The 21781-nt window shown below is 49.4% G+C and carries 21 protein-coding genes; 9 read left to right on the top strand and 12 right to left on the bottom strand.

Annotated features, from left to right (window positions below; genetic code table 11):
* Nucleotides 1-57 precede the first annotated feature (57 nt).
* Both ABEA14_RS00830 and ABEA14_RS00825 read right to left on the bottom strand, forming a co-directional pair.
* On the bottom strand, nucleotides 58-2244 hold the full coding sequence (locus tag ABEA14_RS00830; protein ID WP_345337839.1) for a prolyl oligopeptidase family serine peptidase: 2187 nt from the start codon (nucleotides 2242-2244) through the stop codon (nucleotides 58-60).
* 152 nt (nucleotides 2245-2396) lie between these two features.
* Nucleotides 2397-3026 (bottom strand): CAP domain-containing protein, encoded by a 630-nt coding sequence (locus ABEA14_RS00825; protein ID WP_345337838.1) that lies wholly within the window; start codon nucleotides 3024-3026, stop codon nucleotides 2397-2399.
* A gap of 266 nt (nucleotides 3027-3292) precedes the next feature.
* Here ABEA14_RS00825 and ABEA14_RS00820 point away from each other — a divergent pair, with 266 nt between their 5' ends.
* Nucleotides 3293-4420: an immunoglobulin-like domain-containing protein gene (locus ABEA14_RS00820; protein ID WP_345337837.1), complete on the top strand. Its 1128-nt coding sequence runs from the start codon at nucleotides 3293-3295 to the stop codon at nucleotides 4418-4420.
* Between the two features lie 188 nt (nucleotides 4421-4608).
* Nucleotides 4609-4800 (top strand): hypothetical protein, encoded by a 192-nt coding sequence (locus ABEA14_RS00815; protein ID WP_345337835.1) that lies wholly within the window; start codon nucleotides 4609-4611, stop codon nucleotides 4798-4800.
* A 223-nt stretch (nucleotides 4801-5023) separates the two neighbouring features.
* Here ABEA14_RS00815 and ABEA14_RS00810 read toward each other — a convergent pair whose 3' ends face one another.
* From ABEA14_RS00810 to ABEA14_RS00795, 4 genes are all read right to left on the bottom strand, one after another.
* Complete coding sequence (locus ABEA14_RS00810) at nucleotides 5024-5599, bottom strand: hypothetical protein (RefSeq protein WP_345337833.1); 576 nt, start codon at nucleotides 5597-5599, stop codon at nucleotides 5024-5026.
* Nucleotides 5600-5628: 29 nt separating this feature from the next.
* On the bottom strand, nucleotides 5629-7662 hold the full coding sequence (locus ABEA14_RS00805; RefSeq protein WP_345337832.1) for a cation:proton antiporter domain-containing protein: 2034 nt from the start codon (nucleotides 7660-7662) through the stop codon (nucleotides 5629-5631).
* A complete protein-coding gene (locus ABEA14_RS00800; RefSeq protein WP_377776179.1) occupies nucleotides 7659-8273 on the bottom strand; it encodes an NAD(P)H-dependent oxidoreductase in 615 nt (204 codons plus the stop codon). The genes ABEA14_RS00805 and ABEA14_RS00800 overlap by 4 nt, the downstream gene beginning before the upstream one ends.
* Before the next feature lie 200 nt (nucleotides 8274-8473).
* Nucleotides 8474-9475, bottom strand: coding sequence for a sensor domain-containing diguanylate cyclase (locus tag ABEA14_RS00795; protein ID WP_345337830.1), 1002 nt, complete (start codon nucleotides 9473-9475; stop codon nucleotides 8474-8476).
* Between the two features lie 129 nt (nucleotides 9476-9604).
* On the opposite strand from ABEA14_RS00795, the gene ABEA14_RS00790 reads away from it, so the two are divergent.
* The 7 genes from ABEA14_RS00790 (at nucleotide 9605) to ABEA14_RS00760 (ending at nucleotide 18050) form a co-directional block, all read left to right on the top strand.
* Nucleotides 9605-10234: a peroxiredoxin-like family protein gene (locus tag ABEA14_RS00790; protein ID WP_345337829.1), complete on the top strand. Its 630-nt coding sequence runs from the start codon at nucleotides 9605-9607 to the stop codon at nucleotides 10232-10234.
* A gap of 96 nt (nucleotides 10235-10330) precedes the next feature.
* The gene (locus ABEA14_RS00785; RefSeq protein WP_345337828.1) at nucleotides 10331-10762 is read left to right on the top strand and encodes a hypothetical protein; all 432 of its coding nucleotides are present in this window, start codon (nucleotides 10331-10333) and stop codon (nucleotides 10760-10762) included.
* Between the two features lie 51 nt (nucleotides 10763-10813).
* Nucleotides 10814-11218, top strand: coding sequence for an MAPEG family protein (locus ABEA14_RS00780; RefSeq protein ID WP_345337827.1), 405 nt, complete (start codon nucleotides 10814-10816; stop codon nucleotides 11216-11218).
* 129 nt (nucleotides 11219-11347) lie between these two features.
* Nucleotides 11348-12406 carry an isoaspartyl peptidase/L-asparaginase family protein gene (locus tag ABEA14_RS00775; RefSeq protein ID WP_345337826.1) on the top strand — a complete coding sequence of 353 codons (1059 nt, stop codon included), beginning with the start codon at nucleotides 11348-11350 and terminating at the stop codon, nucleotides 12404-12406.
* A gap of 225 nt (nucleotides 12407-12631) precedes the next feature.
* Nucleotides 12632-13063, top strand: a complete 432-nt coding sequence (locus ABEA14_RS00770; RefSeq protein WP_345337825.1) for a DUF4174 domain-containing protein — start codon at nucleotides 12632-12634, stop codon at nucleotides 13061-13063.
* A 274-nt stretch (nucleotides 13064-13337) separates the two neighbouring features.
* Complete coding sequence (locus tag ABEA14_RS00765; protein ID WP_345337824.1) at nucleotides 13338-14996, top strand: ABC transporter substrate-binding protein; 1659 nt, start codon at nucleotides 13338-13340, stop codon at nucleotides 14994-14996.
* Nucleotides 14997-15011: 15 nt separating this feature from the next.
* The gene (locus tag ABEA14_RS00760) at nucleotides 15012-18050 is read left to right on the top strand and encodes a response regulator (RefSeq protein WP_345337823.1); all 3039 of its coding nucleotides are present in this window, start codon (nucleotides 15012-15014) and stop codon (nucleotides 18048-18050) included.
* 56 nt (nucleotides 18051-18106) lie between these two features.
* Here the strand turns inward: ABEA14_RS00760 and add are convergent, their stop codons facing one another.
* The 6 genes from add to ABEA14_RS00730 all read right to left on the bottom strand — a co-directional run bounded on the left by add (nucleotide 18107) and on the right by ABEA14_RS00730 (nucleotide 21523).
* Nucleotides 18107-19132: an adenosine deaminase gene (gene add / locus ABEA14_RS00755; protein ID WP_345337822.1), complete on the bottom strand. Its 1026-nt coding sequence runs from the start codon at nucleotides 19130-19132 to the stop codon at nucleotides 18107-18109.
* Between the two features lie 135 nt (nucleotides 19133-19267).
* Complete coding sequence (locus ABEA14_RS00750; protein WP_345337821.1) at nucleotides 19268-19801, bottom strand: P-loop NTPase family protein; 534 nt, start codon at nucleotides 19799-19801, stop codon at nucleotides 19268-19270.
* Nucleotides 19802-20063: 262 nt separating this feature from the next.
* Complete coding sequence (locus ABEA14_RS00745) at nucleotides 20064-20357, bottom strand: hypothetical protein (RefSeq protein ID WP_345337820.1); 294 nt, start codon at nucleotides 20355-20357, stop codon at nucleotides 20064-20066.
* Between the two features lie 71 nt (nucleotides 20358-20428).
* A complete protein-coding gene (locus tag ABEA14_RS00740; protein WP_345337819.1) occupies nucleotides 20429-20734 on the bottom strand; it encodes a hypothetical protein in 306 nt (101 codons plus the stop codon).
* Between the two features lie 127 nt (nucleotides 20735-20861).
* Complete coding sequence (locus tag ABEA14_RS00735) at nucleotides 20862-21215, bottom strand: DUF1428 domain-containing protein (RefSeq protein ID WP_345337818.1); 354 nt, start codon at nucleotides 21213-21215, stop codon at nucleotides 20862-20864.
* 125 nt (nucleotides 21216-21340) lie between these two features.
* Nucleotides 21341-21523, bottom strand: a complete 183-nt coding sequence (locus ABEA14_RS00730) for a hypothetical protein (protein WP_345337817.1) — start codon at nucleotides 21521-21523, stop codon at nucleotides 21341-21343.
* Nucleotides 21524-21781 lie beyond the last annotated feature (258 nt).

The raw sequence follows: 21781 nt of genomic DNA, 5'->3' as shown, positions 1-21781 counted from the left end.
TAAAACAAAAAGCCCGGCAATCGCCGGGCTTCCAATTTCAAATGACACGGCACTGAATTACAGCGACGTCACGCCCATGTTGTAGAGAGTGAAGCCGTAGATATCTGCATACTGCTCAATGATTTTGCTGGTTGGCGTACCCGCACCGTGCCCTGCTTTGGTTTCAATACGAATCAGCACTGGCGCGGGACCTTCCTGTTTGGCCTGCAGATGCGCAGCAAACTTAAATGAGTGCGCAGGTACAACACGGTCATCATGATCTGCCGTTGTCACCAAGGTCGCAGGATATTTGCCACCTTCTTTAACGTTATGCACTGGCGAGTAACCCAGCAGGTATTCAAACATCTCTTTACTGTCTTCTGCCGTGCCGTAGTCATACGCCCAACCCGCACCGGCAGTGAAGGTGTGGTAACGCAGCATATCCAGTACGCCTACTGCGGGTAACGCCACTTTGAACAGCTCTGGACGCTGAGTCATAACCGCACCTACCAACAGGCCACCATTAGAGCCACCACGGATGGCCAGGTAATCACTTGAGGTGTAGTTCTCGCCAATCAGGTATTCGGCCGCAGCAATAAAGTCATCGAATACATTTTGCTTTTGCATCTGAGTACCAGCTATGTGCCATGCTTTACCGTACTCACCGCCACCACGAAGGTTTGCCACCGCATAAACACCACCCTGCTCTAACCAACCTGCAACGACAGGGCTAAAGCGCGGGGTCAGACTGATGTTAAAGCCACCATATCCGTAAAGGATGGTAGGCGCCTTGCCATCACGAGCAATGCCTTTTTTGTAAGTGATCATCATAGGTACCTTGGTACCATCTTTCGACAGATAGAACACTTGCTCAGACACATACTGGGCTGGATCGAACTTAGCGTTTGATTCGCGGTAAACCGCAGATTCGCCGCTATCGACATTCAGGCTGAAGATAGTGCCCGGCGTTTTATAGTTAGTGAAGGTGTAGTAAACCGTCTTCTGATCTTCTTTACCGCCAAATCCGCTCGCTGTACCGAGCCCTGGCAGACTGATCTCACGCAGTAGTTTGCCTTGCATATCAAACTGCTTAATCTGCGAGATCGCATCTACCATGTAACGTGCATACAGCGTGCCTCCAGCCGAGGTGATAGTCAGTACATTGTCGGTTTCAGGGATCACATCCTTCCAGGTCGCAGGGACGGGGTTGGTGATAGTGGTTTCAACCACGCGCTTGTTAGGTGCATCCATATTAGTAACCAATAGCAATCGGTCACCTTCACTGGCGAGCAGCTCAGTGTCAGAATCCGTATTACCTATCACCGTTACCAATGGGCTGGTTGGCTTGCTGAGATCTTTGATAAACAACTTGTTGCCAGAGGTAGAGACTGCAGCACCAATAGAGAGGTAACGGCCATCTTCGCTAACTTGAGCGAAGACGTAACGGTGTTTCTGTTCAGGTGTGCCACCAAAGACTAGGGCGTCCTCAGACTGAGCCGTTCCGAGTTTATGGAAATAAACTTTGTGCTGGTCAGTTTTAGCGGAGAGTTCGCTGCCTTCAGGCTTGTCATAGCTGGAGTAATAGAAACCTTCATTACCCAGCCAGCTGATGCCACTGAATTTCACATCAACTAGGGCTTCGCCCTGAGGTTGCTTGGTATCAGTGTCGATAACAATAATCTTACGCCAGTCGCTACCACCCTCAGAGATCTGATAAGCCGCTAGCTTGCCATTTTTGGAGAAACTTATGCCCGCTAACGAGGTGGTACCGTCTTCACTGAACTTATTTGGGTCCAGGAACAGTTCCGGCTCACCTTCGGTTTTGCCATCAACTAGCTTTTGGCGATAAAGCACGTCTTGGTTCTGCAATCCGTCATTCTTATAAAAATAGCTGTATTCACCTTCGATAAATGGTGCACTGGCTTTTTCATAATCCATCAAGGCTTCGAGGCGCTGCTTTAACGTCTCACGATACGGGATCTGTTCCAGATACCCGAAAGTCACCTCGTTCTGAGCCTTGACCCAAGCACCGGTCTCATCACTGCGATCATCTTCCAACCAACGATAAGGGTCGGCGACTATCGTGCCGAAGTATTCATCGGTTGTGCCATCAACACGCGTTTCAGGATAAGCCAGTTGAAAACCAGCATGGGCTTTTTCAACCGCTTGTTGCGGGGCTTCGACTTTAGCAGAGGTATCTGCGGGCTTGTCTCCACACGCAGACAAGCTGACAACGAAGGCCAGTGATAGAAGTGGATATTTCATCTGAGTCCCTAGAGAAATTATTGTTTTAGTTTCAAAAAAACATTATTAGCCTGCCCTGCTTTTGTCCAGTGTCTTTTGACCTGAACCTCAGGCAAACCCTGTGGAAAATAGCGCCAGTTTATCGGGCGCTAATGGTCAAACTAGCCACATCATTATTGCGGTGTAGCAAACACCTGTGTCCAGTAGCGGGTATATGTGGTGCTGGCATTTTCAACGCAAGCAAGCCCCATCTCGGTGGCCTGCGAACTCATGATGTTGCGACAATGGCCGGGACTTCCCATCCAACCATCTACCACTTGCTGAGCACTGGACTGTCCAGCGGCGATGTTTTCCGCAACAAAACGCCAGTTATATCCTTGGTCAGACACGCGCGAGCCTGGGGTGCTTTCGTCCAAACCTGTGTGACTGAAGAAATCATAGTTTGCCATGTTGGCGGAATGTCCCTCAGCCGCTCTGTTCAACAGCGTATTGCTGGTGAGAGGAGCGACTGCCGGGTAGTCATCATCACCACACTGTTGCGGCTGTGATCGGATCTCATTGATCAATGCAATGACCTGGGAAAGATCATCGCTGCAGCGGTTCTGACTGTAATCAACAGGAGTATCAGGTGAAGTATCTTCTTCCTCGTTGCCACTATCATCCTCACCACCAGTGCTGTCATCGCCAGAGCCATCATCAACAGAATCTTCCGGAGCAGGACTAAGTGCATTGTCGACAGAGGATGAACCACCGCAGCCCACGACAAGCACGGACACAATCAAAAACAGAAAACGCCATTTCATAGATGAACTCAATGATTCAGATAAAGTGAGGGATGAAAACGGGAATATACCTGTATCGATTTAACGCTTCTTTAACTAAGCGCAGGTTCCAACAATCCCAAGTCAGCAGTGTGATCTACGACTCATATTGTTGAGTTGTCAGCTTGCTCTGAACAAACAGATGAAATGAAAGTGGAAGTCCACCGTTCATCTCCCTGAGCGATGGTGTTAGCGGTCCCATCAAAAGGTACCTATTCATAAGTGCAATTCATAACAAGGATGACCCCATGTTAACTATCCGAGCCACCGCCAGTTATCTATCAACCAGAAAACTAACTAGTTACCTGCTGCTGATGAGCGCTGTCCTTACCGCTTGCTCAGATAGTGATAGCGATGATGACCTGCCGACGCCTCCAGAGCCAGCGCCGGAGACCGAGGCTGATGCTCCAACCCTTAGCCTTATCGGTGAAAAAGCAGTGCAAGTCTCGTTGGGTGAAATGTACATCGAACAGGGAGCATTTGCAGATGACACTGAAGATGGAGATATCAGCGAGCAAATTGTTATCCGACACCAGTTGGACACCAGCACACCAGGCGATTATCTGGTCAGATACTCAGTCACTGATAGTGATCAGAATTCAGCAACAGAAATTGCTCGCTTAGTGCGAGTAGTTGACGAGCAGCCAATCCAACAATCCTTGCGGCCGCGAGGCACGACAGCCTCACCACTCGGCTATGTAGAACAACTTCCCAATGATTACGCCCAAAACGGAGAGCAGCCATTCGCGCTTCTGATTTTCAATCACGGCGGTGGCTCCAATGAGAACTTTGCAGGAAGTAATGGTTTACGTTTTGTCACCGATGCTGGCGGTCCACCACAACTTGGGAAAGGGGGAGACTGGGACAGCGACCTGCCACTTATCGTCCTGTCACCGCAGCGCCGAAACTCGGGAAATATAAACACACCTACATTAAAGCGCTTTGTTGAGTATGCGAAAGCCACCTACAAGGTTGACCCCGACAAGATCTACATGTCGGGATGGAGCCAAGGAGGATGGACCAGCCTGCAATTTGCAGTTGATTACCCGGGAGAGCTAGCCGCTGTTGCTTCGATGGCCGGAGGGTTTTACCGGGGCATACCCACCGATGTATGCAACCTTGCCAATACGCCGATATGGGTTTTTCATGGCAACGCCGACAGCGTCGTTAACGTCTCCAACAGTCAGAATACGGTGGCCGCAATAAACGCCTGTAATCCGCAGGTAAGGCCATTAATGACGATTTATTCCGGGCAGGGACATTTTGTCCACCACCCTACGTTTTCATTGGCATTTCTAAATCAGGGCGTTGCGGAATATGACATATATGACCGAAGCATTTACGAATGGCTTTTAGAACAGTCGCTTACAGAATAACAAGTAAGCTGGAACGCTGTGCTTGGAAAAAGGAAGCACTGAAATACCAAAACGTGATAGAGACCGAGAAGCCGAACGCTGCTTCACAAATATTGTGATTGGCGCCAAATATACCTATTTAGGGGCATACAAGATTACAAAACAGCCAATTAACCTTGAATTACTCATGGTTATTAAAGGTGACTATCATGACGCTAAAGCAAGACCCTCGCTGCTACACCAATGTGTGTGTTGGTGGACTTTGGTACCACTATGATCATTGCAGCACACGTGCATACGTCCTTAGAGGCGGCGCGACACCGGAAGTCACATTAGAAAGAGAACCCAGGACAGAAGAGGAACTGGTCAACATGCTGCAAAGCATGACACCACCAGTTTAAAGGACTTATTACAGAACCTTGTTCCCTTTGTTAAAGCAAAGAGAACAAGGTTTTTTTATACCCAAAACGCTACGCGGGGCACGCTGTGTACAGGATTTACGACCGAAAATTGCTCCTGCATTTTCGGCATTCCCACCGTCCATGGCGATCGTATGCCGCGGGTGCATGTTACCCAAAGCACTTCGTGGGGCATGCTAACGCTTAGAAGCTGCAGTCGCTTTAATTACCACTTCATCATGGGGGCTGGATTTAGCGGATGTTTCTTAAACTGCTCCCAAGCCAGTTCGCCTAACCGTTTATGGAAACCGGCATTCGGAAAAGCTTCTCGCACCGCATTGACATAACTCTTGGGGATCCCTTTACGTATCTTCCCCAGTGAAACATCAACCAGATCTGCCTGACGAAACACTTCAACCAGAGGGTATTTCGGATCTTTAAATGCCCGGATCTTATGGTGCATGTCGATCATCAAACAGATCTCTTCCTGCCACTCGTTTTGTCCCTTCTGATCCAAATAGTATTTGGCCAAGGCAATCGACGGCGGCAAATAATCCACCACGCCTTCAGGCCAGATACCGAGGTCATGATGACAGGCCGCGATGATGAATTTATCCCTGTCATCGCCCTGACAATCATGAAGGGCAAAACAGAAATGCAGCATCCGGTAGACGTGGTTGCGATAGCCAAGGAAATCCGCCATTAACGCTGACTGCCAGGGCAAAAGAATCTCTTCCACCAGCGCTATATCGGTTTCGATTTCGGGCATGGTATTTTCTGGCGTGGCCGTATCTCGTGACATTTGCTCTGTCCTTTTAGTCAGTGCTTCCCCTATTTGGTTTTAGCACCGATATCCTGCTCAGATTCCAGTTTCTCAGCATATCCGATTGGTGGCGGCGTCCAACCCCGCTCTTCGCTGGTGTGACGATCAACACGGTCTTTCTGCATCGCCAGCAGCAGCGCATCGTCCAGTTTCATAAACTGTTCCTGATAACTGGCACTGACCCCTTTTTCATGCAGGGTCGTTATCCAACTCGCCCGCAATTCCTCTTTTCTTTCCTCTTCGACTTCGTCAAAAGCTCTAGTCAGATTCTCGGCCTGGAAAGGATGGTAGCCGAGGTATTTTAATGCCTGTTTGCCCATATCCAGCGCCGAGTGGTAGGTTTCTTTGACCACATAATCAGCGCCTGCATGTTCCAGTTGGTAGGCATCCCCACGGTCAAATGCCCTGGCCATCACTTTCAGATTGGGATAGTGGCGTTTTACCTCGTGCACCAGATGCAGAGCGCGTTCTCTGTCATCAATGGCGACGACTAACATACTCGCTTCTTCAATACCTGCGGTATGCAGAAGTTCCATCCGGGTAGCATCACCAAAATAACTTTTAATTCGAATATGCCTCAGATGTTCAACTTGCTGAGCTTCATGATCCAGCACCGTTGTAGAGACGCCGTTCGCCAACAGCAAACGATTAACGATCTGACCAAAGCGGCCTACGCCAGCAATGATTACTTCGCCCTGCTCTTCAATAACGTCCTCTTCCTGCTGCTCGTTACTGGACTGCTCCATTCTTGGCATCAGCACTTTTTCCAGCAATATAAACAGCAAAGGTGTCAGGAACATGGAGAGTGCAACGACCATCGCCAATAGCTCAACCATGGCTGCATCCAACACGTTCACCTGAAGCGAAAAGGCTAACAGCACAAAGCCAAACTCACCCGCCTGAGCCAGGCTTAACGTCAGTATCCAGCGGTCACTGCCACGCACCTTGAACACAACAGCTAACAGATAGAGCACCAGTGCTTTACCGACGATCACCGCCAGTGTTACACCCACCAGAAAACCAAAATTGTCGACTAACACCGGGAAACTGATACCCGCGCCAACAGTGATAAAGAACAAGCCCAGCAGTAGCCCTTTGAATGGTTCAATGTTCGATTCCAACTCATGTCGGAATTCACTATTAGCCAAAATCACCCCGGCCAGGAAAGTACCAAGCGCTGGTGACAGCCCTACCATGCCCATCAGAGCTGAAATACCAACCACCAGAGCAAGTGCCGTTGCAGTGAATACTTCTCTTAAGCCCGAGGCAGCAACAAAGCGAAACAGCGGGGTACTGAGGAACTGCCCCACCACTACCACAATACTGATCGCACCAATCACTGAAAGTGCATAAATCATAGGTGGCAAATCAGCGAGTGGGTCACTTCCGCCATGATGGCCACCAGAATCTTCGTCGTGCCCCGCCCCATGTTCAGCGGCATGCTCAGCCCCACGCGCTGCAACATCACCCGCACCATCTGCGGCAACACTGGCGGCTTGATGAGCCAAGTCCGCAACGACATCCGCAGCAGGCATCGCCAGGAATGGCAAAAATGCCAACATGGGAATGACGGCAATATCCTGGAACAACAGTACGGAGAAGGAAGCTCGCCCACCTTCGGTTTTGGACCAGCCCTTTTCGCCATGGCTCTGCAAAACAATCGCTGTGGAAGAAAGCGCGAAGATCAGACCGATAGCCAATGCCATCCGCCAATCAACGGAGAACAGCATGGCAGTGCCCGCGATCAGCACTGTCGAGCCCCCCACCTGCAGACCACCTAATCCCACCAACTTGCTGCGCATCTGCCAGAGCATCTGTGGCTGCAACTCCAAACCGACCAAAAACAGCATCATCACAACGCCAAATTCGGCCACATGCTGAAGCGTTTCTGTCTCAGCCCCAACCAAACCTGTCAAAGGCCCGATAATCACACCGGCCACCAAGTAGCCAAGAACCGATCCCAGTCCCATTCGCTTTGCCAGCGGCACCATAATGACGGCCGCAGCCAGGTAGACAAACGCCTGAACAAAGTACCCGGTCATACCGCCTCCAGTATCAATTTGTCGAGCTGGTTCACTAGACTGGTAGCCTTACAGCCCCCTTCCATATCAAAACGTCCTTCTGAGATGGCAGACAGCAACCGTGTCCATTGCTGAATATGTTCTTGAAGCCGACCATCTGTAGCCGCCGTTCTTGAGCCAAAGATGGCAAACGGCGGAAGATATTTCATGCCACAGATATTGGCGGTTTGCTCCAGGGGCTGAAGCAGCTCTCCCAACGTGAAATGGTTGTAGCCATCTGCACGGTATGCTTTTTCCGAACCACCCGCCGTCAGCGCACACATAAAGTGTTTCCCCGCCAGAGCGGTGCCACCCTGGCCATAAGCGAAGCCATATTCCAATACCAGGTCCTGCCACTCCTTCAGCAGTGCAGGTGTGGAGTACCAGTAGAAAGGAAACATAAACACGATGATGTCGTGGGCAAGCAGTCGCTGCTGCTCTCGGTCGATATCTATGTGGTAATCCGGGTATTCGCCATACAGATCCACACAAGTGACGCCCTCAATATTTTGTGCCGCTTTGAACAGAGGCAGGTTGGCTTGGGATCGATGTTGCGAAGGGTGGGCAAACAGCAGCAGTATTTTTTGTTTCATAACTAACACTCAGGTGTAGACGGCTCTGATGAAGACGGCTCTGGTGCAGAAGTCTCCGCCACTGAATACTTTTTAATGGGCAGGCTAAAAGACCAATGCCCCTAAGCATGGCAAAACTCTGCTATTAAACAAGCAGTTACTTTTTGGGAACCTAGTCGCACCAAGTAAGATTCAGTCTGCAGAGAATAGAGTTACAACGCTCACTCTGCAGACCTTTTTGCCTGTTTGGCCCGATACATTTGCTTATCAGCATCGGCGATGAGCGCTAACAGCGCGTCTTTGTCGGCAGGAACACCGATTTCAATTCCAATACTCACGTCCAATCGCTGCTGTTTATCATCAGGTAGTGAGAGAGGGGCGTTGGTTAGTGCTTGATGTAACCGGCGGGTAATGACAGAGCTATCGTTTTCATTTTTTACCATCGCTATAAGTACAAACTCATCACCGCCTAATCGACCGACCAAATCATACTGGCGAGAGATAGATCGAAGACTCCTCGCCAACAGCTTTATTGCCTGATCTCCAGCTTGATGGCCGTAGGTATCATTGAGAGGCTTGAGCTTATCCATATCTATATAGAAAACGGCGAGTTGCTGCGACACCCTGGCGGCCATCGAAGCCAGCTGCTGCGCAGCCTCTTCGACACCGCGACGATTAAGCAATCCTGTCAATTCATCGAGTACGCTAATCGATTTCAGGTGCCTGTTCTGCTCGAGCAAAGCCAGCTCAAAATCAATCACCTCTTTATAACTCTGAATAAGCTCTCGCTGACTGTCACTGTAGTCCGAGGCCTTTCTCGACATAACACAAAGCGTGCCAAAGATACGCCCGTCAGGCCACTCTAGAGGTAGCCCGAAATAGCTGCAAAAGTTATCGTTGGCGAGCTCAGGATTATCGTCCCAGCCTCCCTCCTCTCGCGCATCTTGCACATAGAGAGCATGACGTTTTTGAACCACATGGTGACAGTAAATGTTGCAATCTAACGGAACCACACCACCGGCAACATAGGGGTTTTGCTTATGCTGATTACTGACAAGCACCTCTATACCCTTGGTGTTTGCCTGATTGATCATGGCGTTAGGCGCATCAAATATCTCTGCCAGCGTATTCAACAGCTTTTGCCAACGTTCCAGCTTGAAGCCAGACTCTGGAAAGTCGATTAGAGACAACGCGGAATAGGCAGAAAAATCCAAGTGATTCATAGTCAAACTCTGAACATAATCCTCAAGTAAATTTATAGCAGCTGTTGAAAGCACGTCAGTAGTAAACCGGTCCAATTAGGCGAGCAATTTTTCCCCTTGTTGGGGCTTACTATAAGGAAGACCAAGAAAGTGAAGTTTTATTCCCATTTTTTCGCCGTAATGCTGCTCGTTCCGACTCTGTTTATCCCAGCAACAGCCAAGATTGCCACTGACGCTGAAGCAGTGTCTCCCTTGATGAACGGTCAAACCGTGCCCGATATCGCGGTTAAGAATCTGGCAGGCGAGTCAGTCTCCCTGCTGTCTCTGGTTAAACAAAAGCCCACCGTGCTGATTTTTTATCGCGGAGGCTGGTGTCCTTTCTGTAACGCACAACTGTCGGGACTAAAAGATATCGAAACTGATCTGGCCAAGCTGGGTTATCAACTGCTTGCGATCTCGCCTGACACACCTGAACAGTTAAATGAAACCCTGGGGGAGCGTGAGCTTGCGTACCAACTGCTATCGGATAGAGCGCTGGAGGCCAGCGAAGGTTTCGGTTTGGCTTTTTTCCTGGATGACAAAACATCAAAGCGCTACCGAGGAAAAATGGGCGCAATCTTCGCTACACCCGAGGGTGACGAACGCATTGTGCTGCCTGTGCCTGCAGCCTACGTGATTGATACTGAAGGCACGGTACAGTTCAACTATGTACACCCAAACTACAAAGTACGTATTCAGCCAGAACTGCTGTTGAAAGCCGCTGAGTTGGCGGTTAAGTAACAGAGTTCAAAAACTGTGCGGTCTGACACCTAAGTGTCAAATTACCCATGCGCCTGTTTGCTACGCTTATAAGCTCACACTAAACAGGGACGCGAAATGGTGTCAGACAAATTTCCCAGCCATGGCAAACTCAACCTTTCCATCGAAAACGGCCTGCTTATCATCGAAGGGGAAGGCCCTGCAAATATCGAAATGGTGATGGAATACCAGGCGCGAGTGCAAGCTTATCGAGAAAAGCTACGCCACTCGCCATGGGCAAGCCTAGTTTTACTTCGCGGCATTCCGTTATTACCTATGGAAGCCAAAAACGCCATGGTGACGACGATTCAGCATGCTCAAAGCCTCAATTTGGTAGCCACCGCCGTGGTTCTGGGCGAACTCCAATACGCCAGCACAGTGAAAGAGTTCTGGACCTCCATCTACGAAAAAACCAATATCAGCTATGCCTACTTCGAGTCACGTCATGACGCTGAACAATGGCTGATCCGGCGAGTGCTGCAGTCACAGCAGAAAAGTCTGGAAGGGTAGAAGACCACAAAGCTGGGCTTGTTTTGCTTTAGATAATTAAAGGAAGGAACCATGATTTATCCCATGTTTGCCATGGTGTTGCTGACGTTTGCCGTGCTCATTTATATGGCAGCCTTACGATTTCGATGTGTCAAAAACAAACAGGTTCATCCCCGTTACTTCAAACTGATGCAGGGGGAGGCTTTACCAGATAACGTCGCCAAAGCGGGCCGACACTTTTCCAACCTCTGCGAAACACCCCCGCTGTTTTATGCTGCCGGGATCCTGGCTATCGTGATGAACGTCACCGGCGATTTAGTGGTACACCTTGGCTGGGCTTACGTTGCCAGCCGAGTTGTTCACGCCATGATCCACCTGACCTACAACAACCCGCTACACAGACTCGGAGCCTTTGCCGTATCACTCGTGTGTATTCTGGGGATCTGGATAGCGTTACTCAGCAAAGTCGCGGCGTGAATCGACACTATTGATTAGCGCACTTTTCATCGCTCCAAAGCCAGAGTAAATTGAGCATTCCCCCTGAAATCAGGAGGATATAGCCGTCACACTGTTTTTTATTTTGGTCGACATATCTGGTGAATCATCATGCGCTCCATAGGTTTTCGTTTTACCCGCTTGTTCGCTTGCTCCCTGATTGGCTTTTGCAGCCTGGCATCAGCTGCGGTATCCCCTTCTCCAGACAAACCCACTATCGCCATTGCGATTCACGGCGGGGCAGGCACCATTGAAAAGGCCAAATTCACACTGGAAAAAGAGCAGGCCTACCGGGCCAAACTTCAGGAAGCGGTTGAGACAGGCTACGCGGTACTGAACAAAGGTGGCTCAAGCCTTGATGCCGTTGTCGCAGCCATTAACGTATTGGAAAACTCTCCCTTCTTTAACGCCGGCAAAGGCGCGGTTTATACCCATGAAGAAACCCACGAGCTGGATGCTTCGATTATGGATGGCCGCAATCGTCAGGCAGGAGCTGTCGCCGGTGTAAAGCGCATTGAAAATCCGATTAATTTGGCACGTCTTGTGATGGAGCGCTCCCCCCATGTCATGCTTGCAGGCGAAGGCGCAGAGCAGTTTGCCCGGGAGCAGCAGGTGCCTTTGGTTGAAAACAGCTTGTTTGATACCGAACACAGATATGAAGCGCTGAAAAAAGCCAAACAAAAGATGCGTGATGCGATGGAGAAAACCCCGGACTATCAGGCAGCTCTTGGCCAGCTCGAAGCAAAGTTTAAGATGGGTACCGTGGGCGCGGTGGCGCTTGATAAAGAAGGCAACATCGCTGCGGGCACCTCAACCGGCGGCATGACCAATAAACGATTTGGTCGCGTAGGCGATTCCCCCATCATAGGTGCAGGCACCTTTGCCGATAATGGCTCATGCGCAGTCTCGGCGACCGGACATGGCGAGTACTTTATTCGCTACGCTGTCGCCTCAGATATCTGCGCGCGCGTACAATACCAGGGCAAATCCGTTGCAGAAGCCGGTGACGAAGTGATTAACCAGGTACTCAAGCCTGCCGGAGGTACTGGTGGTGTGGTTATCCTGGATGCACAGGGCAATATCAGCATGCCATTCAATACCGCAGGCATGTATCGGGCCAGCAAGCGTAATGGCGAACCGTCTTATGTCGCCATTTTTAAAGAGGAGTAGCCCACCATATCCCGCTACAGTTACCTACTAACATTAAAACAATCAGGGGAACTCGGCATGTAGCTTGGCAATCACTGAATCGGCTTAACGGCAAGGGATCTGCAGATCCCAATACGACGGGCCCCGCCAGCTTATTGATCGAAGATCCCGATGGAAACCCGATCTTAATAGACCAACACCGCTAAACGTACGTATAAAGCACAAATAGGTCGATCCGAGGCTGTTATGCCACTCAAACCTGTGCTCCTTTCACTGGCCTTACTGATGAGTTTCAGCGGGGTCCACCTGCAAGCTCAGACCGCGTTGACTGATCTCAACCAGCTGAGGTGGCAGCATCGCATTATTCTGGTCGAAGATTCAGATGAAAAAAGCAAGGTGCTTGCGCAGTTCGAAGATAAACAACCAGAAATCGTCGATCGCCATATCATCTGGTTTGCGTTGGTGAATCAGCGCTGGCACAGCAACTACCCCGGTGACATAGCTCCTGAGTTAGTCAAAGCGTTTGAGCAATCGTATCTCGATGGAGACAAGCAGGCTGTTCTGATAGGCAAGGACGGTGGCATCAAGTCCACGCAAGAACAGCTTAATCTCGATGCACTGTTTGCCCTGATAGATATCATGCCGATGCGACGGGCGGAAATAGGCACAAAGCAATAATCAATATCGCAACAACCCTTGTTTGAGAGCAGTTTTATTTAATAAAAGCAGTTAGATAGCCTTGTACATTAGTCCCCGGTGCTATACTCGATTGGAGTTGCAGTCGCAAAATTCCGTTGTATTTGACTCTGCCTGACCCATGCCAACAGTAGCCAACTCTGTTGCCAAAAATGAGGTACACCGTCTGACAATGATTCGCCCCTGGTCTGCATGTGTATTGGTATGCTTGATCTGGCTCTGTTCTACAGCGCCTTGTGCGTGGGCGAGTCTATCATTGGCAGAGCCAGGCCCTGCACCTGATATTGGGTTGTCCGACGATCCGGCACCAAGCCGTGTGGACGGTAAAATAAAGCCCGGTTCACACGTTAAGCTATATCTGCCAAACCTGCCCTACCTCGCCATCTCACATGCCGTCAATGGTGCCCTGCTGCGCCCGGCTAATAACGTGCGAGGATGGCAATACGACCTCGCCACCAGTCACAAACAGCTCAGCGACACCGTGTGGGAGTTTTCGCTGCGTCGAGATGCCAGCTTTCAGGATGGCAGTCACTTCAATGCCGATGATGTTATCGACAATATGGCTGAGTTTAAAAAGGCGCCATTTACCTTCTCTAAGCTGCACCTGATACTGGACCGTGTAGAAAAACGTGATGATTACACCGTTCGTTTTCATCTGTCCGAGCCATACGGCGCCTTCCTTTATGATGTGATATGGCTTCAGTTCTATACCCGCTCCTATTTGGATAAGTTTGGTTGGAACGGTAAACCGACCTGCCCTAACCTGGCTGAGCCCGGCCCCTATGCTCTTGGACCCTACATACTGCACGAGGGGTACATTGAGGGTGATCGCAGCAGTAAAGAGGTGGTGCTCAAAGCCAATCCAAATTACTGGGGAGATGATAAAGCTAAGGTGGAAACCATCACCATCTACACCGATCTAACCTTGGCCCAAGCCCGTGACAAAGCCCTAAAAGCGGAAGGTGATGTGGACATCACGCCAGTCTCCTTTGGTGACCAACTGGACACCGTTCTGTCTCCCTACGCTAAATTGGCAGAATCAACCTCGCTCAATAACTACTCCATGCATTTCAACATGATCAATGGCAATGCGGCGTTACTGGATGAGCGGATCCGCTTTGCCGTCAATCATGCGATCAACAAAGAGTATCTGTTAAACCTGTCGATGCTTGGCGCAGGCGTACTTTCTCCGACCATGGTGTCCCCCCATTTCTATCGTGTTGATAATGCGATCTCATCTTTACGCGAGTATTTTGAACAACAGCAACAAGCTCAAAACACCAGTCTGGAAGCGCTCAGAGAGTTGGTACTGGCATACCAACGAGAGCAGGGAGTGGATCCTCAACAACAGTTAGTACTCACTCTGTTTACCCAGGAAAGCTTTAAGTTCTTAACCGGAGATATTCAGTTCTTCCTATCGCGAGTGAACATTGATTTAAGAGTGGAGTTTGTGCCCAGTGAGAAAATGGTGTTTGCCCGTCTGTTTAACACCTGGCGAGGCATCAATAAACCTTGGGACTTTCTGCTCTGGGGTAACTTCGACTGGTACAAACACCCTTGGGCCGCATTTTTTGTCTACCGCCCATTTAATGACTGGTCGTCAATCCCGCCTAACCCGGAACTATCCGCCTTGACGGATCTGCTGCTCAGCACCGACATCGAATCTCCCGAGTATGAACCGGTACTGGCAAAGTTGATCCAACACGTACACCAGCATAATTACATGGTGTTTTTGCCAACGCCCAACAGCGTATTTGCGGTCAACAAAGAGGTGGTGTTTAACCCTGGCAGATCGGCGTTTGTCTATTTGCGGGAGCTGCAAGTAACAGACGACCACTGGTCTGTTCGTGGAGACATTCCCTACTCCGAGCGAAGCAAGAGCAAAGCCCTGAAAATCAATCGGCAGAATTTTTAACGGAAGCGCTGACTAATGGCAGAACCACAAGCAGATAATTTCGACAGTACTTCAGGCCAGCAACTGCTGCGTCGAGTAATTCTAATTCTGCTGCTCGCTTCAGGCTTTCTGGTGACCAAAAGTTACTTCACCCTTTCCAACCAAGCTCAGGTCGATCAATCCATATCTACCATGGCACACGCCGTCAGGCAGCTGGAGAAGCTGGGACGGGAGCTTGCCCGCCCCATGGCAGACATTCGCATACTGTCGATGCAGCGGGTAACGGCACCCAACGCAAGTTCGCTGGCTGCAACACAGCAAACGCTTGATACCAAAGTTGTTGAAGTCGACGTCCATATTATTGAGATGAAAGCCGCATTGGCTGAATGGGCCGACGAACAAGAGATAGAGCAGTTTAAACAGATAATCACTGCCTGGAAGGCGTTTAAGCTGTCAATGAATAAAACCGGATACTACCTCAGCAGCGGAATTCGGGTCGCGGCGTTTTACAGCGTATCGCAACAGGAGAAAGATAACTACGACGCGCTACAGATAACGCTGGCGAAGCTCAGCAACACACAACTAGCGGTAAGTCGGTCTACCTATGCAGATGCTCAGGATAACTCCCGTTTAGCGTTTTTTAGTCTGGTTGGAACGTCAATTGTCGAGTTAGCCCTGGTCGTGCTGGTGATTCTGTTTGTTTATCGCATGTTCAAATCTTACATGCAGGCCGCCAAATCTCATGAAGATGCACAGATCCTATCGATTCAAAAAGCGGAGGAAGCCAACAAAGCAAAAAGCGATTTCCTCGCCAATATGTCCCACGAAATACGTACACCGATGAACGCCATCATCGGGCTTAGCTACCTGGCGATGCAAACCAAGCTCAACAAAAAGCAGCATAACTATGTGGCTAAGATCCACCGTAGTGCGGAATCACTGTTGGGCATCATCAACGACATTCTCGACTTTTCTAAGATTGAAGCTGGCAAACTGGATCTCGAAAGCATCGACTTCAAACTCGATGATGTCATGGAAAACCTCGCCAATCTGGTCGGCGTAAAAGCTGAAGAGAAAGGCATAGAGATGATGTTCGATATGGACCCGGATATTCCGAGAGGGTTAGTCGGTGACCCGCTAAGACTCGGACAGGTACTGGTCAACCTTGGCAATAACGCGGTGAAATTCACTGATAATGACGGTGAAGTGGTTATCAGCGGCCAAATGGTTGAGCAAACTCAAACCCAGGTCACCCTCCAGTTTGCCGTAAAAGATAACGGCATCGGCATGAATGAAGAGCAGCAAAGCCGGCTGTTCCAGTCATTCAGCCAGGCAGACACTTCAACCACACGCACCTATGGCGGTACGGGCCTGGGCCTTGCTATCAGTAAGAACCTGCTGGGATTGATGCAGGGCCGCATTTGGGTTGAAAGCGAGCCAGGTGTCGGCACAACATTCTTTATTGAGCTGGTGTTAGATAAACAAGAAGCTGAAGAAGCGCCGCTTCAAATGCCTTCAGATGTTGGCACGCTGTCGGTGCTCGTAGTGGATGACCATCAAACCGCTCGCGATATTCTCTGTAAAATGCTCGATAGTTTTGGTTTCAAAGCTGATAGCTGTCAGTCCGGTACGGAAGCACTGGCACAGATTAATACTCGCGGATCAGAAACACCCTATGATCTTATTCTGCTGGACTGGCTGATGCCCGGTATGGATGGGGTAGAAACGGCCGCTCACCTCCGAAGTCTCCAAACAGCGGAATCGCCGACTCAAGTCATCATGATGACCGCCCATGGCAAACAAGAACTGTTAGACGCTACCGCCGACAATCCAGCGGATGCAGTGATGATAAAACCCATTACCGCATCAACACTATTGGACACCATACTCACTGTAAAAGGACGGGAAGCGCTATCACCCAAATCAGCGGCCCCAGAACGATCTTCATCGCTACAGCAAAGGGCCACATTGCGCGGTGCTCGTATCCTGCTGGTGGAAGATAACCTGATCAATCAGGAATTAGCGATAGAGCTGTTGGAACAGGAAAACCTGATTGTGACGCTGGCGGAGAATGGCCAGGAAGCGATTGATGCATTACAAGCCTCGGAGTTTGATGGCGTATTAATGGACTGCCAGATGCCAGTGATGGACGGTTACACCGCCTCTCGCTTAATCCGAGAAAAACCAGAATATCAGTCGTTGCCAATTCTGGCGATGACCGCCAATGCCATGGCTGGAGACAGAGAAAAAGTATTGGATGCAGGCATGAACGACCACATCGCCAAACCAATCGATGTCGATGAGATGTTCAAAACCATGGCCAAGTGGATCACGCCAGCACTTACTGCAGACCATAAAGAGACAGAAACTCAGACCGAGCCGAAGGCAGAGAAGAGCAAAACCTCCTGCACAACAAAGATCGACTTAGATGATATTCCAGGGCTCGACAGCAAACTAGGCTTAAGTCGGGTTGACGGTAACCAGAAGCTCTACCTGAAACTGGTCTCCCGGTTTGTCGAATCCTATCGAGAGTTTGAAGGCGATTACCTAAAACTGCGTCGGTCAGATGCAGCCCCCATAGACGCTCAGCGCATGGTGCATACCCTAAAGGGCAATGCTGGCAGCATAGGCGCTGAAGCTGTCATGGCTGAAGCTGAAAAGCTTGAACATCACTGTGAGCAAGTCGCAGCAGGCGTTATCGAGACTGAGGAAAACCAATTACTTGCTCAACTTGTCAATGAACTATCCCCCTTGGTTGAGTCTCTGTCATTGGCGCTCTCTCCCCAGCGAACAGAAGTGCAATCTGATAATGAAGAGTTATTAGATGCTAAAGCGACGACAGCAACAAACGCCACAGAATTTGACTCGGCTGCTGCAACACAACTCCTCGCCACACTAAAACAACAGGCAGAAAACTACGATGTGGAATCAGCTGATACCCTTGAGGAACTTCTGACCCTGCTGGAAAACACCCCTTTAGGTGGACAGATTTCAGCCATAGGTGATCAGATCCAAGAGTTTGATTTTGATAGTGCGATGGAGGGGATCGAAAAGCTGGAATTAGCGCTGAAATAGAGAGCGGCTACCCTGCTGATGACAAGCAACCACTCTAACCAAATTTATAAACCTAGTTAAGAAAGAGATCCCTTCTTCAGCTCCTTAAGCACCTGCTTTTCTGCCGCACTTAAAAACGCACTATCGATAGCGTTGTTGGCCAGTTGATTAAGCTCCGCAATGCTTAAACCCACTTGCTGCTGCGCAACCTGATACTCGCCGGTGAGCACGATATTGGAGATGGCAGGATCATCGGTATTAATGCTGACGCTGACGCCTGCATCCAAAAATGCTTTCACCGGATGTTTGGTGATTTCGGGTACGGTGCAGGTTTGGTAGTTGGAGGTCAGGCAGTTTTCTAAATGGATCCCCTTGTTGACCAAGGTATCCATCAGTGCCGGATCTTCAATACTGGCGACACCATGGCCAATACGAGTGGCACCTAATTCATTGATGGCTTGCCAAACGCTGCTTGCACCATCCGCCTCGCCAGCATGCACAGTGATCTCAAACCCTGCGTCACGGGCTTTATTAAAATGCTCAACAAACCGCTGACCGGGCCAACTCTTCTCATCACCAGCCAAATCAATGGCGACAATATCTTTATGACAGGCCAGAAACGCATCCAGTTCGGCCATGCAGTGCTCGGTACCAAACGTGCGGCTCATAATGCCGATCAGGTTGGTGTTCACACCAAACTCTTTGCTACCACGCTTTACCCCGGCAATCACGGCTTCGGTGACTGCCTGCAGGTTATGGTCGAAAAAGCGGCCCATATGGTAGGGAGAGAAGCGCAGCTCGCAGTAGCTGATGCCGTCATTAAAGGCGTCTTCAACGTTTTCATAGGCTATCTGCTCGGCCGCTTCCAGGTTCGCCAGTGCCTTTGCGCCCCAATCCAATTTGGCCAGAAATGCCATCAGGTTTGGCTCGTTTTTTTGGATCTGCACCATGGGCAGCAACTGTTCATAGCTTTCACAGCCAAAATCGAGGGAATGCTTTTTTACTAGCTGCCAGATAGTTTGCGGACGAATATTGCCATCCAGATGCCGGTGAAGATCAACAAGGGGAAAATCGAGAGAAGGAAAATCAGAAGAATTCATCATACGTGTGCTTCTAGAAGGTACTTAATTGCGCTAGACGCCCTAATATAACGGAAATGCGGTATAGCACCTATGAAACGGGCGACGCAGCCACCAAATTCCTCAGTGAAATACGCCGCCCATATGTAAACCTAAACACTATCGGTGGCTTGTCACATGTCTCTCCACGAAGCGATTTAACTCAGAAACGGAGCGAATCACATGCAAGGTCTTGTCTTCCGATAGTGTTTCGATCCTTTGCAAAAAGCCATGGTTCCAGAACTTGGGGCATAGCTTCAGCACTTTAAAACTCTCCCGTGTCCCCTGAAATATCGAACTGCCTTCAGGCCATCCCTCCGGTTTTACAAACAGCCCTTTTAAGAACCTCTTTACCACCAACCAATAAGTGACGCGGTAGGGTAAGTCGATATAAATCAGGGTGTCCGCCTCTTCGAGGCGCCGATAAAAGGTACCCAACGCGGTCAAAGGCGCAAAGCCTTCGATGATCCACTCTTCGGAGGAGAGAATCCGCTGATGTGTCTCTTCGTATTGCGCCCGCTCAACCTCTTCACCATTGGGCTGATAGAGAATAGAGTCCAGCGCATACAGTTTTATGCCTGTGGCAGCCGCCAACTTTTTACTTAACGTAGACTTGCCGTTCGCAGGCTTACCAAACACCGCGATTTTCTTCATGTCTGTTCCTCCTCCAGCTTGGATAGCACCCGAGAGGCAGAAATAGAAAACCCGCCTCTGGGGCGGGTTTGATAACGTCTTAGCACATAACAAATCCCACCATTCCTATGGAATGATGATAATTCGAACGCTTAGTTGCTTAATGTATGTGCTCATACGTCTATCTTGATGAGCGGGTAGTGTGTTGTCAAATGGGCTTGATGCCTGGATGTTTTTTCATAAGTAACCCTTTTTTACCCTAGGACGCCATTGAGCCACATAGTCATACCTGGTTTTGAGCCATACGAGACAGAACGTAGCCCCCGAACGCCATACTTCCTCCAATCAATGAGCTACTGACTAAAAGTATCACTGCCACGCCAACAACTCCGCCTGAGCCTCCGGGGGCAAACCAGTTGTCTGTGTTAACGAGATAGCTCACAACAGGGCTAAAACCGGCAATAGTCGTGACACAACCTGCAGCATAGCCGACAAATCTATTTAGCTTGTAGCAAACCCATGCAAAGGCAAACGTCACCAGTGCCAGCACAGCCCATGCAATCAAAGAAATCAGCAATACCGTCAACTCCTATCTAATACATCCCAACCACACAATGGGCAGATGCACATCACAAGCTAGACTGACCGCTATTTTTTGGTCGTCCATGGGAGTTTTCCAAAATACGCGAGGACGATCAGAGTTAGCACTTGCCCCCAGGCAACGTAATCTCCATAAGACTTAAAAAATCGAACTCGAGCGTAATATCCTTCATAAAACGCTCTTTCGAGATCGTTCACTCCACTGAGTGCTAATTCAAACCCGGTATATCCACTAACAATGCCTGTTAGCACTAATCTTGAGACAATGAAAATAGCGCAGTACCAGCCGACCAGCATGATCCCTCGAAATACAAGAGCTCTCTCATCTGAACTTGGATTAAAGAGAATTCCCATTCTGCTCTCCTTGATATGATAGGGACTTGTAACGCTCAACGCAGCTGCACCGCGCTATGGTACTTTCACCAAGAACAGCGAAGCGACGGGTAGGTGGCGGTTTGATTTGTTTGTATTGCCAGCGGGGCTATGCCTTTAACACCGTATTAAACCCACCGTAAATTAGACGCTTTCCATCAAAAGGCATGGGGTTGTTTTCGGGAGACATTCTGGGGTCTTCCATTATTGCCCCCCAACCTGCGTCACGAACTTCTTTGGATGGCCAAACTATCCATGAAAACACAACCGTTTCATTTTCTTCAGCTTTCACCGCCATTGGAAGTGAAGTCACTTCGCCATCAGGTACATCATCGCCCCAATTTTCTACGATCTCTAATGCCCCACACTCTTTAAATAGTTCTGCGGAGAACCTAGCGTGTTCAATATATTTTTCTTTATTTTCATTCGGTACTGCAGCAACAAAACAGTCTACATATGACATGTTTATTTCCTTTTTTGTTGTTTCTAAGTACTACGAAATCTTACTTCGACCAACGCTTGTAGCAGGGGCGTTTGGCGCTCGCGACGGGAGCCAAGCCATTTTTTACGGCGACCTGACTTCACTTGTTAGTTTCGAACGACATCTGTGCAAAGAATCCAACCAAATTGACCATCTACTGTTCTCACATAGCAAGCCCAATAGTCTTTGCCGTAGGTGTCATATAGAACAAATACTTGCTCACTCTCGTTCACAGAGCCAGCCACTTCTTCACGAAAATTTCCTGAAAGCGAACCATAAGCTGCTGACATTTCCGATCTGTGAATTTTAAGGTCCCGTTTAGCAAAACCTAGCCAAGCATAACCTTTATATACGTAGGAGATACCTGCCGATGCGACTAGTGCTACGAATAGAAAAATTACCGAAAACGTCTTCATAATCCGATGAGAAACTGACGCCAAAATCAGGTGCGCCGTAGGCGTGATGTGATGTTCACCCGATAAAATAGACACCCTTCTCATCTACCGCGTCACTGCTTCGTATTCGATTGGACTCATGTAATTTAAGCT

It is taken from the genome of Corallincola platygyrae, from assembly GCF_039544265.1.
Lineage (GTDB): Bacteria > Pseudomonadota > Gammaproteobacteria > Enterobacterales > Neiellaceae > Corallincola > Corallincola platygyrae.
The sequence above is the reverse complement of the archived record's forward strand: the minus strand, read 5'-3'. Positions and strand labels throughout refer to the sequence as shown.